The 16209-nt window shown below is 32.8% G+C and carries 20 protein-coding genes; 8 read left to right on the forward strand and 12 right to left on the reverse strand.

Going from position 1 to position 16209, the window contains the following annotated elements:
* The first annotated feature begins 13 nt into the window (after positions 1-13).
* Positions 14-334, forward strand: coding sequence for an MmcQ/YjbR family DNA-binding protein (locus tag FJOH_RS08145; protein ID WP_012023647.1), 321 nt, complete (start codon positions 14-16; stop codon positions 332-334).
* Positions 335-339: 5 nt separating this feature from the next.
* On the opposite strand, the gene FJOH_RS08150 is transcribed toward FJOH_RS08145, so the two are convergent.
* From FJOH_RS08150 to ahcY, 8 genes are all read right to left on the reverse strand, one after another.
* The gene (locus tag FJOH_RS08150) at positions 340-948 is read right to left on the reverse strand and encodes an alpha-ketoglutarate-dependent dioxygenase AlkB family protein (RefSeq protein WP_012023648.1); all 609 of its coding nucleotides are present in this window, start codon (positions 946-948) and stop codon (positions 340-342) included.
* Positions 935-1180 carry an Ada metal-binding domain-containing protein gene (locus FJOH_RS08155; RefSeq protein WP_012023649.1) on the reverse strand — a complete coding sequence of 82 codons (246 nt, stop codon included), beginning with the start codon at positions 1178-1180 and terminating at the stop codon, positions 935-937. Before FJOH_RS08155 ends, FJOH_RS08150 begins: the two co-directional genes overlap by 14 nt.
* 97 nt (positions 1181-1277) lie before the next feature.
* Positions 1278-1991 carry a 2OG-Fe(II) oxygenase gene (locus FJOH_RS08160; protein ID WP_012023650.1) on the reverse strand — a complete coding sequence of 238 codons (714 nt, stop codon included), beginning with the start codon at positions 1989-1991 and terminating at the stop codon, positions 1278-1280.
* Positions 1992-2118: 127 nt separating this feature from the next.
* The gene (locus FJOH_RS08165; protein WP_012023651.1) at positions 2119-2967 is read right to left on the reverse strand and encodes a bifunctional helix-turn-helix domain-containing protein/methylated-DNA--[protein]-cysteine S-methyltransferase; all 849 of its coding nucleotides are present in this window, start codon (positions 2965-2967) and stop codon (positions 2119-2121) included.
* Between the two features lie 123 nt (positions 2968-3090).
* Complete coding sequence (locus FJOH_RS08170) at positions 3091-3423, reverse strand: DMT family transporter (protein WP_012023652.1); 333 nt, start codon at positions 3421-3423, stop codon at positions 3091-3093.
* Positions 3424-3469: 46 nt separating this feature from the next.
* A complete protein-coding gene (locus FJOH_RS08175; RefSeq protein ID WP_012023653.1) occupies positions 3470-4549 on the reverse strand; it encodes a WG repeat-containing protein in 1080 nt (359 codons plus the stop codon).
* 9 nt (positions 4550-4558) lie between these two features.
* On the reverse strand, positions 4559-4843 hold the full coding sequence (locus tag FJOH_RS08180; RefSeq protein ID WP_012023654.1) for a hypothetical protein: 285 nt from the start codon (positions 4841-4843) through the stop codon (positions 4559-4561).
* Between the two features lie 190 nt (positions 4844-5033).
* Positions 5034-6350: an adenosylhomocysteinase gene (ahcY, locus tag FJOH_RS08185; RefSeq protein ID WP_012023655.1), complete on the reverse strand. Its 1317-nt coding sequence runs from the start codon at positions 6348-6350 to the stop codon at positions 5034-5036.
* Positions 6351-6704: 354 nt separating this feature from the next.
* Between ahcY and FJOH_RS08190 the strand changes: the two genes are divergently transcribed.
* Positions 6705-7355: a 4'-phosphopantetheinyl transferase family protein gene (locus tag FJOH_RS08190; RefSeq protein WP_012023656.1), complete on the forward strand. Its 651-nt coding sequence runs from the start codon at positions 6705-6707 to the stop codon at positions 7353-7355.
* Between the two features lie 22 nt (positions 7356-7377).
* Here the strand turns inward: FJOH_RS08190 and FJOH_RS08195 are convergent, their stop codons facing one another.
* The 3 genes from FJOH_RS08195 to FJOH_RS08205 all read right to left on the reverse strand — a co-directional run bounded on the left by FJOH_RS08195 (position 7378) and on the right by FJOH_RS08205 (position 8738).
* Positions 7378-7776, reverse strand: a complete 399-nt coding sequence (locus FJOH_RS08195; protein ID WP_012023657.1) for a group III truncated hemoglobin — start codon at positions 7774-7776, stop codon at positions 7378-7380.
* Positions 7773-8060 carry a hypothetical protein gene (locus tag FJOH_RS08200; RefSeq protein WP_044047580.1) on the reverse strand — a complete coding sequence of 96 codons (288 nt, stop codon included), beginning with the start codon at positions 8058-8060 and terminating at the stop codon, positions 7773-7775. The genes FJOH_RS08195 and FJOH_RS08200 overlap by 4 nt, the downstream gene beginning before the upstream one ends.
* A gap of 81 nt (positions 8061-8141) precedes the next feature.
* Positions 8142-8738, reverse strand: coding sequence for a Crp/Fnr family transcriptional regulator (locus FJOH_RS08205; protein WP_012023659.1), 597 nt, complete (start codon positions 8736-8738; stop codon positions 8142-8144).
* A 94-nt stretch (positions 8739-8832) separates the two neighbouring features.
* Here FJOH_RS08205 and FJOH_RS08210 point away from each other — a divergent pair, with 94 nt between their 5' ends.
* The 5 genes from FJOH_RS08210 to FJOH_RS08230 all read left to right on the forward strand — a co-directional run bounded on the left by FJOH_RS08210 (position 8833) and on the right by FJOH_RS08230 (position 15107).
* A complete protein-coding gene (locus FJOH_RS08210) occupies positions 8833-9564 on the forward strand; it encodes a phosphoglycerol geranylgeranyltransferase (protein WP_012023660.1) in 732 nt (243 codons plus the stop codon).
* Positions 9565-9588: 24 nt separating this feature from the next.
* Positions 9589-10212, forward strand: a complete 624-nt coding sequence (gene pnuC, locus FJOH_RS08215) for a nicotinamide riboside transporter PnuC (RefSeq protein WP_012023661.1) — start codon at positions 9589-9591, stop codon at positions 10210-10212.
* On the forward strand, positions 10173-12287 hold the full coding sequence (locus FJOH_RS08220) for a DUF4301 family protein (protein ID WP_012023662.1): 2115 nt from the start codon (positions 10173-10175) through the stop codon (positions 12285-12287). The genes pnuC and FJOH_RS08220 overlap by 40 nt, the downstream gene beginning before the upstream one ends.
* Entirely contained in the window at positions 12287-12688 is a 402-nt protein-coding gene (gene arfB, locus FJOH_RS08225; protein ID WP_012023663.1) for an alternative ribosome rescue aminoacyl-tRNA hydrolase ArfB, read from the forward strand. The genes FJOH_RS08220 and arfB overlap by 1 nt, the downstream gene beginning before the upstream one ends.
* 268 nt (positions 12689-12956) lie before the next feature.
* Positions 12957-15107, forward strand: coding sequence for a TonB-dependent receptor (locus FJOH_RS08230; RefSeq protein ID WP_012023664.1), 2151 nt, complete (start codon positions 12957-12959; stop codon positions 15105-15107).
* Between the two features lie 43 nt (positions 15108-15150).
* Here the strand turns inward: FJOH_RS08230 and FJOH_RS08235 are convergent, their stop codons facing one another.
* On the reverse strand, positions 15151-15564 hold the full coding sequence (locus FJOH_RS08235) for a Rieske (2Fe-2S) protein (protein WP_012023665.1): 414 nt from the start codon (positions 15562-15564) through the stop codon (positions 15151-15153).
* Positions 15565-15719: 155 nt separating this feature from the next.
* On the opposite strand from FJOH_RS08235, the gene greA reads away from it, so the two are divergent.
* Positions 15720-16196: a transcription elongation factor GreA gene (gene greA / locus FJOH_RS08240; RefSeq protein ID WP_012023666.1), complete on the forward strand. Its 477-nt coding sequence runs from the start codon at positions 15720-15722 to the stop codon at positions 16194-16196.
* The last annotated feature ends 13 nt before the right edge of the window (positions 16197-16209 follow it).

Consider the following 16209-nt stretch of genomic DNA (forward strand, 5'->3'; position numbering starts at 1 on the left):
TATAAATGATAGTATGGTTTCAATTGAAGAATTTCGAAAATTAGCAATGTCTTTTCCAGATGCGACTGAAGAACCTCATTTTGAGAAAATCTCTTTTCGAATTAAAAAGAAGATTTTTGCCACTTTTGATGAAAAAAATAATCAGGCTGTTTTAAAATTAAACGAAATAGACCAGTCCGTTTTTTGTGCGTCAAGCGAAAAGATTTTCTATGAAATTCCAAATAAATGGGGAAAACAAGGCTGGACGATTGTAGAACTTTCGAGAGTAAGACCCGAAATGTTTGAAGATGCTTTAATTCGTTCGTATGAAAACGTTGTTACAAAAAAGAAGTAGTATTTCTATCTTACAATAGTTCTAAAAGTTAAATTAACTCTGGGTTTTTGAGTGCTTTTTGTTGGAGGAAGCCGATGCAGCCAATGTGTCTGCGTTTCATCTTTCATGACCAATAAACTTCCGTGTTCCAGAATCATAGAAACAGTTTCTTTAGACTCCTTATGTTTGAAAGCAAATTTACGTTCGGCGCCAAAACTTATTGATCCAATTGCACCGTTTTTCTTTAAATCTTTTTCAGCATCACTGTGCCATGCCATTCCTTCTTCGCCGGAATGATATAAATTAAGCAGACAAGAATTAAAAGTTTCTCCTGTTTTTTCTTCAATAAAACTTTTCAATTTTAGTAATTCAGGAGTCCACGGAAGCGCTTTTTTAGTAGTATTCGAATACGTGTATTCAAATTCCTTATCGCCATACCAAGCCACTTTTCTTTTAGTTAAAATTAATTTTCCAAAAATAATGGCTTCATCATTTTTCCATTCGATAGTGTTTAAAAGAGTATCGCGATAAAAATCTGCTTCTGTTCTCGAAAACAATTTACCGTAATAATTCACAGTTCCGTCTTTTGGAAGCAGATTAGTGGTTTCGTCTATTTGAGGATTAAATAAGTCCATTTTTCCATTTTAGATAATCAATTTTCATACAATGCCCGCAAGGTCTGAAACCATTTTGTTTTGCATTTTCTTCAGAAGAAAAGAAAACCCGATTCTCTCGTTTCATTCTCTTTCCGGAAGCACATTTTAAAGTTCCGTAGATTTTTAGCTTTTGGTTACCGCCAAAGCAAATTTCGCCTTTTTTAATTTTACTTCGAAGTTCTGAATCTGAAATTTTATTGTGTTGCAACATATTGTTGTGTTTTGTTTTTCACCATGAATTCACTAATTTTTTTTAAATCTATGCGGATAGAATTAGTTTAATTCGTGAATTCGTGGCGAAAAAATATTTACGAAAGCGCGTCATGAAAAATAATTCCCAATGTAAAACGTTCACCAGAATGAATTTCACTTACTCCATGTTTCATATTAACACGATAATAGCCTTTCGTGCCTTTTACGGGTCTAAAATTTGTCGTAAAAGCCAGAATATCACCTTTTTTTGGTTTCAAAACAATAGCTTTAGACTGCGCTCTTGGAGTTTGCTGTGTCAATACAAATTCACCTCCTGTAAAATCCTCATCAGGTTCATTTAAGAAAAGCACAATTTGAATGGGGAAATAAACATCTCCATATAAATCCTGATGCAGCGTGTTGAATCCGCCTTTACCATATTTTAAAATTAAAACTGTCGCTTTCAGCTGATTATTATCATGACATTGCTGCAGCAATTCTGAATGAGTTTGAGGAAAAACAGTATTAATATTTAAAGCTTTCATCCACGCATTGGCAATTGGAGCTAGTTTAGGATAAATTGAAGAACGAAGATTCTGGATTAAATCCGGCAGCGGATAATTAAAATATTTGTATTCGCCCAAACCAAATCTATAACGTTCCATGACAACAGTTTTTCGATATAAACTAGGATTCCTATATTCAGCTTTTAAAGCTTCACATTCTTCATTATTAAGAATGTTGGAAAGAACTGCAAAACCATTTTCATGCATTGTTTCTGTTATGTTTTCCCAATTTTGAGAAGCGATTTTAGATTGTATATTTTGCATAAGAGTTTTAGTTTGAGATTTTTTTTCCGCCACGAATTACTCGAATTACACAAATTTTTCTGTTTTTTGATAAAAATTATTCGTACACATTCGTGTAATTCGTGGCAAAAATAATACTGGGCGTAAATTATAATTGAGAATTTACCTGCGCACCTTCCCAGCCAATAATTGCTGTTTTTCGGGTATTTCCCCACATATAACCGCCAAATGTTCCTGAAGACTGAATTACGCGATGACACGGAATTAGGAACGCAACAGGATTACTGCCAATTGCAGTTCCAACGGCGCGTGATGCATTTGGTTTTTGAATTTGATGTGCAATAGAACCGTAAGTAGAAAGCTGTCCCATTGGGATTTTTAATAAAGTTTCCCAAACTTTCAATTGAAAATCGGTTCCTTTTAAATGTAGTTTTATTTCAGATAATCTGCTCCAGTCATTTTGGAAAATAAATAAAGCATTTTGCTGTGATAGATCTAGTTTTTTTGAAAATTGAGCATTTGGAAATTTATCTTTCAAAGCAGTAAATCCGGTTATTTCATCTTCGGCGAAAGCCATAAAACAAACACCTTTTTGTGTAGAAGCCACAATAATATTTCCAAACGGACTTTCTGCAAAACTGTAATTTATTTCAAGATTTTTTCCGCCGTTTTTATATTCCGCCGGAGTCATTCCTTCGATATTTACAAATAAATCGTGAAGTCGGCTTGTTCCTGAAAGTCCAGTCTCGAAAGCGGTTTCAGAAATGGTTGCCTGATTTTCTTTGAGTAGTTTTTTAGCGTGTTCCAGACTTGTGTATTGTAAAAATTTCTTCGGACTTGTTCCTGCCCAATCGCTGAAAAGTCTTTGAAAATGAAACGGACTCAAATGCACTTTCTCAGCTACTTCATCAAGATTTGGCTGCTCTTTAAAATTGGCTTTGATATAATCGATTGCTTCTGCAATGCGATTATAATTTATGGTTTCCTGTGTGTTCATCTTTATTCAATTTTATAAGACAAAGATCGATTGGTTTCTGCTGGAATAAAATCCGAAACTTGCGGAGTTTTTTTTTGTTTTAAGTTGTGCCCGAACGTGATACATGAAACTTGAAACAAAAAACTAATGCGCTGTGGTTTTAGAAAAAACATTAATTACAACTACGCCAAGGATAATTAAACTTAATCCAATTATGGCGGGTAAATCTGGTATTTCTTTAAAGAATATAGCGCCAATTGCAGTAATTAAAACAATCCCGACTCCGGACCAGATTGCGTAAGCAAACCCTACAGGAATGGTTCTAATGGCAAAACTTAGAAAATAAAATGCACCGCAATATCCAATTACGGTAATGATACTTGGAATTAATTTGGTAAATTCTTCGGACTTTTTTAATGCAGAAGTTGCAATGATTTCGAAGATTATAGCGATGAATAAAAATAAAAAATTCTTCATGGTTTACTTTTTTACAAAGTTAAACTTTGTACGAAACCGAAATGAATTATTTAAGGTTATCTTTTTTAGAAGAAACACTTATTAATTTATATCCATTTTCTGTTCGTAAAAACTGAATGTGATCCTGTCCAAGATCATTCTTGTTTTTTGGGTGGATAATGATACTTTTTACGGGATAAATCCATTCTTTAGATTCATTGCAATTATTGAAATACATTTCGTATTCGCTGGATTCAAAAATAAACTGATTTAGTCCGTCTGTAGTAACAAAATAATCCGTTTTTGGATTTTTTAGTTCCTGAAGTTTTAATTTTAAAAAAGTATAATTTTGATAGATAAATTTGGCTTTAGGGGAGTTTATCCAGCCGTCTGGTTCTTTCCAATATACAATTTTGTCAAAAGAATGTTTTTCCAGATTAGCTTTAGATAAATCGGAAAGGATTGTGTTTTGCAGCCAATATTTAAATTCTTTGTCGAAATTTATAAAAGAATAATATTGACCGTCGATTCCAAGAAAATTTTCTCTAATTGGATCTTTACTTGGCTCTTTTGTTTTTTCTAATGAATAAAAATTAAGATCGTCGTTGTAAGCAAAATTTTCAATCAGGACTTTGTTATTGATGTCAATTAAGAACTCTTTTCCGCCCGTCCAGTAAAAATGCTCTCCATCTTGTTTTTTTTCGGCATCTTTTAAAACGATGATCATTCCGTTTCTAGCTTTGGTTAAATTGCTGTAAACAGCAGGAATAATGATTTTTCCTTCACTGTTAAACATTCCCATTTTATCAGTCTTATGATCTGTAAATCTTATAAGGCCTTCATTTTCACAGTCGGGACCGTTATCAAAAACATATAAACTATCTAGACCAACTGTTTTTCCTGTTTTGGTTAAATAATAGCTTTTCCATTTTTGATCTTTTTCTTCAGTTACGGCTATAATGTTTTCGAATTTACGTGCGATTGTAAAACCTGAAAATTTAGGTTCTATTTTAATTACTCCGTTTTTGTCTTTAAATCCAATTAAGGTGGTGTCTTTGTTTGGAAATGAATTCCAGGCATCATTATTTTGTGCAAAGGCAGATAAATTTAGAAATAGAAAAGTATAGAGAAGAAAAATCTTTTTCATGGCGAATATTTAAGTTGTAACAGTTTCTAATTGCATTTTTTTAGCTTCATCAAAGCAGTCGGCGCATAACATTTTAAAATCGGCCTGAGTTTCAAAAGCGTCATTCCATTCCTCACCGTTATCCAAAAGCCATTGTTCGCATGCATTGCACCATGCAATCTGCGGAAGATCTTCTTCGGCTTCGGAATAGAAAAAACCTGATTTTTCTTTTGAGTCTATTGCCATTGCAATGTGAATGCAGGTAAAAGACATTTCTTTAGAACCGTGTACTTCACATAGAACATTTTCAATCATTTTTTATATTTTAAAAACCAAATTTAAAGTTATCTGGTAAAAACGTTGTAAATGTCTTGTTAAATTAATTCGCTTTTTGATAACTAGAAACTCAAATAAAAAAAGAAACCCGACAGGTTTTTAAAACCTGTCGGGTTTGATATATGATTTTAAGAAAATCTAAAATCAGAAATCTTCAATCTAAAATTAATTAATATCTGTAGTATTCTGGTTTGAATGGACCTTGAACTTCAACACCAATATAAGCAGCTTGATCTTCTCTTAGAACTTCAAGTTCAACACCTAATTTAGCTAAGTGTAAAGCAGCAACTTTTTCATCTAAATGTTTTGGTAACATGTAAACTTCATTTTTGTAAGCTGCACTGTTGTTCCATAATTCGATTTGAGCTAAAGTCTGGTTTGTAAATGAGTTACTCATTACAAAACTTGGGTGACCTGTAGCACAACCAAGGTTTACTAAACGACCTTCAGCAAGGATGATGATATCTTTACCGTTGATGTTGTATTTGTCAACCTGAGGTTTGATTTCGATTTTAGATGCACCGTGGTTTTTGTTTAACCAAGCCATATCAATTTCGTTATCGAAGTGACCAATGTTACAAACAACAGTTTTGTCTTTCATTTGCTCGAAGTGCTCTCCAAGAACGATATCTTTGTTTCCTGTAGTTGTAATGATGATATCAGCATTAGCAATTACAGTGTTTAGTTTTTTAACTTCATAACCGTCCATTGCAGCTTGTAAAGCACAAATTGGATCGATTTCAGTAACTGTTACAATAGAACCAGCACCTCTGAAAGAAGCAGCAGTTCCTTTTCCAACATCACCATATCCGCAAACAACAACTCTTTTTCCTGCTAACATTAAGTCAGTTGCACGACGTACAGCATCTACAGCAGATTCTTTACATCCGTATTTGTTGTCAAATTTAGATTTAGTAACAGAGTCATTAATGTTGATTGCAGGCATTGGAAGAGTTCCAGCTTTTACTCTTTCGTAAAGTCTGTGAACACCTGTTGTAGTTTCTTCAGAAAGACCTTTAATTCCAGCAACTAATTCTGGGTAACGATCAATAACCATGTTAGTTAAATCTCCACCGTCATCAAGAATCATGTTCAATGGTTTTCTTTCTTCACCAAAGAATAAAGTCTGCTCAATACACCAGTCAAATGATTCTTCATCAAGACCTTTCCAAGCATAAACAGAAATTCCAGCAGCAGCAATAGCAGCAGCAGCCTGATCCTGAGTAGAGAAAATGTTACAAGAAGACCAAGTAACCTCTGCACCAAGAGCAATTAAAGTTTCGATTAAAACAGCAGTTTGAATCGTCATGTGTAAACATCCAGCAATACGAGCTCCTTTTAATGGCTGCTCATCTTTGTATTCAGCGCGAAGTGCCATTAAACCTGGCATTTCAGCTTCAGCTAGTTCAATTTCTTTTCTTCCCCAAGCCGCTAGAGAAATGTCTTTTACTTTGAAAGCCACATATGGCGTAGTTGTAGTACTCATTTATATTATCTATATTATATTTGTATAATTACTTCGTCCGTCCGCCTATCAGGCTCAGGTGTGAATTTTTTGCAAATTTAAGGAATAGCTTTTTATTTTTACTAATTTATATAAAGATTTGTGAAATCTTTAATTTCTTAATCTTTAGAATGTTAGTTTATGAATCGTTTTAAACCATATAAGTAAGGTAACTTCATTTAAAAAAGATTCTGAAACTATTACCTTTGCTGCTAATTGCTTATATTTACTAATACATTTTTTGGGATATAGTGATTTTTCATACATTACAAGTATGACTTGAAAATCAGGAAAATAATTTATAATTAATCATTCATAATTTACAATTAAAAAGAGATGCCTCTATTTCAAACCATACAGTTTAACGAAACAACTAAAATCTTAATTTGGGAAATAACAGAATCTCTTGAAGAATTATTAAGTAAAGTTGTGTTGAAGGAAAAAACACAAAAGAGACTCGACGGGATGAAATCGCAAATGCATCAGCGTGCTTTTTTAAGTGTTCGAATGCTGATTCAGGAAATGGGTTTTACTGATAAAGATTTGCATTATGACGAATTTGGGAAACCGTATTTTGATTGTCATAACTATATTTCAATAACACATTCCTATCATTTTGCAGCGATAATTATAAGCTGCGAAACAGTTGGAATTGATATGGAATTGCAGCGAGAAAAAATCCAAAGAATCGCAGATAAATTTACAGATTATGAATGCAGTTATTTAGATTCATCTTTTACAGAAGAATATATAAAAAAACTTACCGTTATCTGGGGAGCCAAAGAAGCAATCTTTAAAATCAGAAATGAAAAAGGAATCAGTTTTAAAGATCATATAAATGTGAGCAACTTTTCTTTAGATGAAACCCAAACACAGGCAAGTCTTCATTTTGATAATTTGGTTAAGGATTTTGATGTGCATTATAAAGAAATCAAATCTGATAACTTTGAAGGGACTTTTACTTTGGTTTATGCTTTTGAGAAATAATCGCAATGACTTTACAGGGCGATTAAACTTCACTTTCTTTTTGTCTGTGTTGAAACATACTCATATACAAAAAAGTGCTCATTTTTCGGGCACGTCTTTTTAAAGTTTCTACATTTTCGCCTTCAAAATGCTCGTCTAATGTTTGAGCCCAGTGATTAAGCCAGATACCAAATTCGTTTGGAGTAATTTTTTCGTCAAAATGAGCATCTACCTCGTTATGAACAGTATGAGGATTTCCTTTGTATTTGCGGACACCAAATAAATTGGTTTCCCAAAAATCAGTCAGCTTTTCGAGATGCGCATCCCAGTCAGAAATCACTTCATTAAAATAAAAGCCGATTTCTTCATCGGCTCTTATTTTATCATAGAATTGATGTACCAGAAAAGAAACGTCAGCTCTATTTTCTATTTGTTTTTTCACAGAACAAGAGTATTTAGCAGAATAAATAATACGCTTAAAATTGAACTCAGAATTAAAAGGTTAAAAACCACTTTATGTTTCATTTGAGCCAAAATTGAAGTGTTTACAAAGATACAAGCTAGAACGATAACTGCCAGCTGAACCATTTGAAGAATTGAAGTTCCGTTAGATAAAACATACATTGCGGCAGCGCCTCCTAGACAGCTTTGCCCAATTACTGCCATTGCAGCAGAACCCATATAATTTTTATTGAAAATGTCGAATGTGGTTTGATATAGTGTCATGATATTCAGATTTTTATATGACAAAGATACGTCCGCAATACAACTGCATTTTATGATTAAAATCATAAAACAAGAACTTTTTTATCTGTATACTTTTCGATTAATAATCCTCAATTCACCTTTCTTTTCCAATGCTTTTATGGCTCTAATAACAGTTTCTACCCGCAAACCGGTTAAATCTCCAATCTGCTGTCTGGTAAAATTAATAAGATAACCGTTTTTGTCTTTTTGAAAATTAAAATAAGCGATTCCATGATCCATTAATTTTAAAACACGATGTTCCGGTTCATGTGTCGAAATTTCGGCAGCCATAACTGATTTATAATACAGTCGCTGTGCGAGGTTTTCTATTATTTTAATGCTGATCGCCGGGTTTTCTTCCAGCAGTTTCATAAAATTAGATTTTGGAAGAAGAAGCATTTCACTATCCTCAACAGCAATTGAATTGGCGGGATATTTTTGATTTAAAAATAATGGAGGTTCGCCAAAAGATTGATTTTTATAGAATATTCCCTGAATAAATTCGCGGCCGTCATCATTATAATTGCACATTTTAATTTCTCCCGAAATAATCTGATAATAATGAGCAGGCAGATTTCCTTCTTCAAAAATAATTTCATTTTTGTTAAAAGACTTTTTTATTGCACCATATTTCTCTAACAATTCAGCCGTGATCATAATTGTTTTCTTTGATAGTTAACAGAGACTTTACAAATATAATTGATTCATAATAGTTCTTCTACGTTAAAAACTTTTTACTTTTACGGCCATTATGGAGCAAAAAATACTTACCACAATCCATCAACAAATTTTAGAAGCCAAGAAAAATGGTCAAAAATTATTAGCCATACTTTTGGATCCTGATAAAATTGTCTGGGAAAATTTAGATCATTTATTACTTAAAATAAATCAATCTCCGGCGACTCATATTTTTGTTGGAGGAAGCATTGTCGAAAGTACAATTATCGAAGATCTTATCGCACAGTTAAAACAAAAAACAAGACTGCCGGTTGTGATATTTCCGGGAGATCCATCTCAGATTTCACCAAAGGCCGATGCGATTTTGTTTTTATCATTATTGTCTGGCCGAAATCCGGATTATTTAATCGAATATCAGGTTCAGGCAGCGCCAATATTGAAAAAAACAAATCTTGAAGTAATTTCAACAGGATATATTTTAATTGAAAGCGGCAATGAAACTGCTGTTGCCCGCGTTAGTAAAACAGAACCGCTTAATCGCGAAAATTTTGATTTAGCTTTAGCAACAGCTCAGGCTGGCGAAATGCTGGGAAGTAAATTAATTTATTTAGAAGCCGGAAGCGGAGCAAAGAAGCCAGTGCCATTAGAGATGATTTCAGTAATTTCTCAAAACGTAGAAATTCCTATAATTGTTGGCGGAGGAATTGTAGATTTGCACGGAATTAAAAAAGCATACAATGCCGGTGCGGATTTAGTAGTTATAGGAACAGCTTTTGAAAATGACAGCCATTTTTTCGATTCATAAATAACAGCCTTTAAATACCACAAAATGATTGATTTTTTTCTTGAAAGTTATAAAAATGCACCATTATGGCATATCATTCTGGAATTTTTGGTATTCGTTTGCGGGATCTTAAGCGTATGGTTTGCTAAGAAAGAAAATATCTGGGTTTATCCAACAGGATTAATTGCCACTGTAATTTCGGTTTACCTTTTATATGTTGCCGGTTATATTGGAGACATGATTATTAATGCTTATTTTTCAATTATGAGTATTTATGGCTGGTATATGTGGGCAAAGGGAACAACTGTTGAAGATAATCTCCCAATTACTCGTACAACTTTTAATGAAAAAATAATCGGAATCTTACTGTTTATTGTAACGGTTTTTGTAGTTTTCAGCATTTATAAATATTTCGATTACGAAATACATAAAGATAATTATGTCGATATGATATCGTCAGGTATATTTTTCGCAGGAATGTGGTATATGGCAAGGAAGAAAATTGAAAACTGGACACTCTGGATTATCGGCGATATTATTGTAGTGCCTCTTTATGCCTATCGCGGCTTGGGGATGTTGTCGCTTCAATATTTAATTTTTACAATTTTAGCTATTTCAGCTTATTTAGAATGGAGAAAAATCTTAGACAGCAAAAAACAAATATCATAAAAATTGCTTTGTTTGGCCCTGAAAGTACAGGTAAAACTACATTAGCAAAACAACTCGCAGACCACTACAAAACAGAATGGGTTCCAGAGTTTGCACGCGATTATCTGCAGGAAAGATGGGAAGAAAATCAGCATATATGTACTGTTGATGATATGATGCCTATTGCTTACGGGCAAGTTTTATTAGAGAATGAGAAGCTTACCGAGGCGAATAAATATTTGTTTTGCGATACTAATTTAATGGTAACTAAAGTCTTCTCTGAAGTGTATTACGGTTTTTGTGATCCACTTTTAAATGAAGCTGCCTTAGAACATGATTACGATTTGTTTTTCCTCACGGATATTGATGTTCCATGGGAAAAAGATGACATTAGAGATACTCCGGAAGGAAGAGAAACCGTTTTTTCTGTATTCAAACAAACTTTAATTGATAATAAAAAGCCTTTTATAACCTTATCAGGTAATAAAGAAAGTCGTTTGGCAAAAGCTATAATGATTATAGATGCTTTAGGTGCTTTAAAAGAAAAAGGATTTTCTTCTCAGGATTTTGTTGAAATTTATAATCACGGAATTCCTTTCGAAAATATTTTAAAACAGCTGGATATATTCAAAAACGGAATAGCAAAGAGCAGCTTGATTCGTCCAGCGACAATCAATAATGGCATTCTTAGTTTATCAGAAGTTGATTTTAAAGAAAAAGCTTCTTTTTTTGATAAACATAAAGAAGAATTTAAAATTAAAAAATTTGTTCCGGCTTCTGGTGCTGCTACCAGAATGTATAAGTTTTTAACGGCCTTTTTAAATGATTTTGATATTGAAAAAGAAACCATAAATGCTTATATCAATAGGAAAAAAGATAAAGAACTAGCCATTTTTATTATTGGAATGGATAAGTTTCCTTTTTTTGATGATGTTGACAAAAAACTGAGAGAACTTTATCCAGATTTTGAAAACCTGGAAAGAGATTATAAAAACTATTATTTTATAAAACTGTTATTATCTCCTGAACATTTTAACTCGGCAAACAAGCCAAAAGCAGTTTTACCATTTCATTTATATAAAACTCATATAGCAACACCTATAGAAGAACATTTAAATGAATGTGTGCATTATGCAACAGCAAAGCGTATTTCGAATTTACATTTTACAGTTTCAGAAATACATCAGAATTTGTTTGAAAAAACAGTCGATGCAGTTAAAAACAAAGTAGAGGAACATTCTAATGTTAAAATTAACATTAGATATTCTTATCAAAATAAAGGTACAGATTCAATTAATGTAGATGTAAATAATAAACTGGTGAGAAGTTCAAATGGAAGTCTGGTTTTTAGACCCGGCGGACATGGTGCTTTAATTGAAAACCTGAATAATCTGGATTCAGACATTATTTTTATTAAAAATATTGATAATGTAATTCAAAATCATATTGATAAAATTGCTTTATATAAAAAGGCTTTAGGAGGAATTTTAATTGAAGTACAGCAAAAAGTATTTGGATATTTAAAAGCAATTGAAAAAAATGAAGTGAAAGAAGAGGATCTTAAAGAAATCGTTGATGTTTTAATGCAAAAACTAAACATTCAGATGACTAAAGATTTCAATAAATTTACTTTTGAGAATAAAATCACCAAAATTAAAGAACTGTTAGATCGTCCAATACGAGTTTGCGGAATGGTTCGAAATGAGGGAGAACCTGGCGGAGGACCGTTTTGGGTAATGAACGATAAAGGCGAGGTCTCTTTGCAGATTGTAGAAACATCACAGGTAGATTTAGCAAATAAAAAACAGCTTGAAGTTCTAGAAGAAGCTACGCATTTTAACCCGGTAGATTTGGTTTGCGGAATCAAAAATTATAAAGGAGAAAAGTTTGACCTGAAAAAATTTGTTGACGAAAAATCGGGATTTATAGTTGAAAAAAGTGTTGAAGGGAAAGCCGTAAAAAGTTATGAACTTCCGGGATTATGGAATGGTTCGATGGCAAATTGGCTGACAGTTTTTGTTGCTGTGCCTTTAATTACTTTTAATCCGGTAAAAACGGTAAACGATTTATTAAAACCGGCACATCAGCCACAATAATGGATAACGAGAAAATCATATCAGAATTAAACTTTAAAGCCGTTCGAAGCAGTGGTGCGGGCGGGCAGAACGTAAACAAAGTTTCGTCAAAAGTTGTTTTGTCTTTTGATTTAGAAGCTTCTCAAGCCTTGTCTGATGATGAAAAAACACTTCTAAAAGAGAATTTATCAGCTCGTTTAACTTCTGAAAATATATTAATATTAAATTGCGACGAAGATCGAAGCCAGCTTAAGAATAAGGAAATTGTTGTGAAGCGATTTCTAGAATTAATTAAAAAAGGATTATATGTTCCAAAAGTTCGAAAAGCTACAAAAGTTCCCAAAGCTGTAATCAAAAAAAGAATTAAAGACAAAAAGAATATCTCTGATTTAAAACAGTCCCGAAGAAAACCTGATTTTTAGTATAAAGACTACAGAATTAAGTATTAAGAAATCCAAAAGTGAAAAATCGTAATACCTAATACATTTATCTTAATACTTTTCTATATTTGCATTGTCTCAAAGGGGTGCTCTAAATAACGAGCTGAGATCATACCCAAAGAACCTGAGCGAGTAATGTTGCTAAGGGAAAAAACGACAAATCACAGCGTGCACACTATGCTTTGTCGTGAAACACATTTATTAATTTAACAAAAGAATAATTCCCCCTTTTATTCGTAATTCTTTACGAATGAAAACTATTTTTTCAGGTGCTAAAGCACAGAGGTACAAAGGTTCTAATTTGAACCAAAAGTTTATTTTCTTTATTCTATTCTCTATTTTCTTTACTCTATTCTCGTTTGGACAAGAACAAGACTCAACCAAAGTAAATCAGCTTGATAATGTTTTGGTTTCTGCAGTTCGTGTTACGACCAAAACGCCGGTTACGTTTAGTAATATGGATAAAAAAGAAATCAAATACCGAAATCTTGGTCAGGATATACCTGTTTTAATGAATTATCTGCCATCTGTAGTAACAACATCAGATGCCGGAGGAGGAATAGGTTATACCGGAATCAGAGTCCGCGGAAGCGATGCTACAAGGGTAAACGTAACCATAAACGGAATTCCATATAACGATGCTGAAAGTCAGGGAACTTTTTGGGTTAATATGCCCGATTTTGCTTCATCTGTAGAAAGTCTGCAATTACAGCGAGGAGTTGGAACTTCTACCAATGGTTCATCTGCTTTTGGAGCGAGTTTAAATATGCTTACAGACAGTTATGCATCTAAACCAACAGGAGAAATTTCAAGCTCTTACGGAAGTTTCAATTCAAATAAAAATACAGTAAAATTCAGTACAGGTTTATTAAATGACCATTTTGAACTTGCCGGACGTTTGTCTACAGTTAAATCTGATGGTTATGTAGATCGTGCAAGTTCTGATTTGAAATCTTATTTTTTACAAGGAACCTACGTTGGAAAAACTACTTTAATCAAGGCTTTGGTTTTTGGCGGAACTGAAAAAACATACCAATCATGGAACGGAATTGATGCTGAAACATTAAATTCAAACCGAACTTTCAATTCTGCCGGAATGTATACGGATGAATCTGGAAATACTCGTTTTTACGATAACGAAACCGATAATTACAAACAAAATCATTATCAATTGCATTGGAGCGAATCTTTCTCTGATAAATGGAGTACTAACTTCGCTTTACATTATACAAAAGGGCAGGGTTATTATGATAATTATAAAGAAGATGCAGATATGGCCGACTACGGTTTACAGCCAGTTGGAACAGTAACAACAACCGATTTAGTGCGTCAGAAATGGTTAGACAATGATTTTTACGGGACTACTTTTTCTGTAAAATATAAAGAAGAAAAATTAGATGTTATTCTTGGCGGAGGCTGGAATAAATACGAAGGAGATCATTTTGGAAAAGTAATCTGGGCAAGATATGCTTCAACTTCAGAATTGGGAGATCATTACTATGACGACTATTCAGTAAAAACAGATGGGAATGTCTTTGCAAAAGCAAATTATCAGCTGACTGAAAAATTAAGCTTATATGGAGATTTACAATACCGTAGAGTACATTATAAAGCGAATAGTGTCGAAACTGGTTTAGTAAATGATACATTCAATTTCTTTAATCCAAAAGCGGGTTTAAACTACGAAATCAATCAAAAAAATACACTTTATTTCTCTTATGCACGTGCGAATCGTGAGCCAAACAGAACAGATTATGAAGGTGGAAATGTAAAACCTGAGAAATTGAATGATTTTGAATTAGGATGGAGATTTAATTCAGAGAAAATCCAATTAAATTCGAACTTCTATTATATGGGATATAAAGATCAATTGATTTTAACTGGAAGATTAGACGATGTTGGTGCGCCAATTCGTGCTAATACTGAAAAAAGCTATCGCTTAGGATTTGAGTTTGATGCGACAATTTCACTTTCAGAAAAATTTATTATCAGACCTAACTTTACTTTAAGCAGTAATAAAAATCTAGACTTAGCTGTTGAAGGACAATACTACGGAACAACTAAAATTGCTTACTCTCCAGAAGTTATAGCCGGAAATATTATCGTATACAAACCAATTGAAAACTTATATGTTTCGTTATTGCAAAAATACGTTGGAGAACAGTATATGAATAATATTGAGCTTCCAGAAGCCAAACTGGCAGATTATTTTGTGAACGATTTGAATATTTCTTATGAAATAAAACCAAAATCAATTTTCAAATCAATTACAATAACAGGGTTGGTAAACAATATTCTGGATAAAAAATATGTTTCAAACGGAGCAATGTGGGATATTTATCCATACTATTATCCGCAGGCAGGAATTAATTTCTTAGCTGGATTAACTTTGAAATTCTAAAAAAATAAAAAAGCCTGAAATTTACTTTCAGGCTTTTTTATTTTTAATTGTAAACGTGAATTACAGTTCCCGTTACCTGAACTTTATATTGTTTTAGAGGATATTCTTTTCCTCCAAGCCCTGTAAACAAACTGTAAGAAGTTTTATCGCAGGAACAAACAGCATTAATACCGTCAATTGTCATGGCAGCGCATGAATTTATCTCCTGATTAGGACATGCAGCATCAAAAGCATTATAACCGCTTCCGGCATTAAAAATAATAATTCCTTTTGCACCGTAATTAGGAACTATAACAGCATTGCTGACATATTTGAGATTTGAATAAGAAGGCAGATTCATATCTACAGATAAATTAACAGAATAACTCGGTATATATGGATTTTTGTTACTGCGATCGCTGTCACTGCACGAAAAAAGCACAGAAACGAAAAGAATTAAGAGCCAGATTTTTTTCATTATTTTAATAAGAATTAGTGAAACAAAAATAATTTATTTAGATTTGAATTTTATATGATTAACATATAATTATGTACTATTAAAAATAATAGTATATTTGTAATACAAAATCCCGTCCCGATGGGATTTTTTCTATTTATATAAACGATGAAGTTATGAGTAAAGTATCTTATTATACCGCTGATGGGTTAAAAAAGTTAAAAGATGAATTGGAGCATTTAAAGAGTGTAATGCGTCCTAAAGCATCTCAAGATATAGCAGACGCAAGAGACAAAGGCGATTTATCTGAAAATGCCGAGTACGATGCTGCAAAAGAAGCGCAGGGTTTATTAGAAATGAGAATTGCTAAACTTGAAGAAGTATATGCAAATGCAAGATTAATTGATGAATCTCAATTAGATGTTTCTAAAGTTTTGGTTCTTTCTAATGTGAAAATTAAAAACCAAAGCAACGGAATGGAAATGAAATATACACTTGTTGCAGAAAGTGAAGCTGATTTAAAAACAGGAAAAATATCTGTAACTTCTCCTATTGGAAAAGGACTGTTGGGAAAATCTGTTGGTGAAATTGCCGAAATTACAGTACCAAACGGAACTTTGAAATTCGAAATTCTTGAAATTACAAGAGAATAAATTTTTTATAGTT

The sequence above is a fragment of the Flavobacterium johnsoniae UW101 genome (genome assembly GCF_000016645.1).
Lineage (GTDB): Bacteria > Bacteroidota > Bacteroidia > Flavobacteriales > Flavobacteriaceae > Flavobacterium > Flavobacterium johnsoniae.

What these genes read in the sequence shown, in the direction of transcription:
- FJOH_RS08235 (WP_012023665.1), bottom strand. Translation starts at nt 15,564, where the DNA reads ATGAAAAAAATCTGGCTCTTAATTCTTTTCGTTTCTGTGCTTTTTTCG.
- FJOH_RS08190 (WP_012023656.1), top strand. Translation starts at nt 6,705, where the DNA reads ATGCCTCTATTTCAAACCATACAGTTTAACGAAACAACTAAAATCTTA.
- FJOH_RS08165 (WP_012023651.1), bottom strand. Translation starts at nt 2,967, where the DNA reads ATGAACACACAGGAAACCATAAATTATAATCGCATTGCAGAAGCAATC.
- FJOH_RS08205 (WP_012023659.1), bottom strand. Translation starts at nt 8,738, where the DNA reads ATGATCACGGCTGAATTGTTAGAGAAATATGGTGCAATAAAAAAGTCT.
- FJOH_RS08220 (WP_012023662.1), top strand. Translation starts at nt 10,173, where the DNA reads ATGGAGAAAAATCTTAGACAGCAAAAAACAAATATCATAAAAATTGCT.
- FJOH_RS08210 (WP_012023660.1), top strand. Translation starts at nt 8,833, where the DNA reads ATGGAGCAAAAAATACTTACCACAATCCATCAACAAATTTTAGAAGCC.
- FJOH_RS08170 (WP_012023652.1), bottom strand. Translation starts at nt 3,423, where the DNA reads ATGAAGAATTTTTTATTTTTATTCATCGCTATAATCTTCGAAATCATT.
- FJOH_RS08145 (WP_012023647.1), top strand. Translation starts at nt 14, where the DNA reads ATGGTTTCAATTGAAGAATTTCGAAAATTAGCAATGTCTTTTCCAGAT.
- ahcY (WP_012023655.1), bottom strand. Translation starts at nt 6,350, where the DNA reads ATGAGTACTACAACTACGCCATATGTGGCTTTCAAAGTAAAAGACATT.
- FJOH_RS08175 (WP_012023653.1), bottom strand. Translation starts at nt 4,549, where the DNA reads ATGAAAAAGATTTTTCTTCTCTATACTTTTCTATTTCTAAATTTATCT.
- greA (WP_012023666.1), top strand. Translation starts at nt 15,720, where the DNA reads ATGAGTAAAGTATCTTATTATACCGCTGATGGGTTAAAAAAGTTAAAA.
- FJOH_RS08180 (WP_012023654.1), bottom strand. Translation starts at nt 4,843, where the DNA reads ATGATTGAAAATGTTCTATGTGAAGTACACGGTTCTAAAGAAATGTCT.
- FJOH_RS08200 (WP_044047580.1), bottom strand. Translation starts at nt 8,060, where the DNA reads ATGACACTATATCAAACCACATTCGACATTTTCAATAAAAATTATATG.
- FJOH_RS08155 (WP_012023649.1), bottom strand. Translation starts at nt 1,180, where the DNA reads ATGTTGCAACACAATAAAATTTCAGATTCAGAACTTCGAAGTAAAATT.
- arfB (WP_012023663.1), top strand. Translation starts at nt 12,287, where the DNA reads ATGGATAACGAGAAAATCATATCAGAATTAAACTTTAAAGCCGTTCGA.
- FJOH_RS08230 (WP_012023664.1), top strand. Translation starts at nt 12,957, where the DNA reads ATGAAAACTATTTTTTCAGGTGCTAAAGCACAGAGGTACAAAGGTTCT.
- FJOH_RS08160 (WP_012023650.1), bottom strand. Translation starts at nt 1,991, where the DNA reads ATGCAAAATATACAATCTAAAATCGCTTCTCAAAATTGGGAAAACATA.
- FJOH_RS08150 (WP_012023648.1), bottom strand. Translation starts at nt 948, where the DNA reads ATGGACTTATTTAATCCTCAAATAGACGAAACCACTAATCTGCTTCCA.
- pnuC (WP_012023661.1), top strand. Translation starts at nt 9,589, where the DNA reads ATGATTGATTTTTTTCTTGAAAGTTATAAAAATGCACCATTATGGCAT.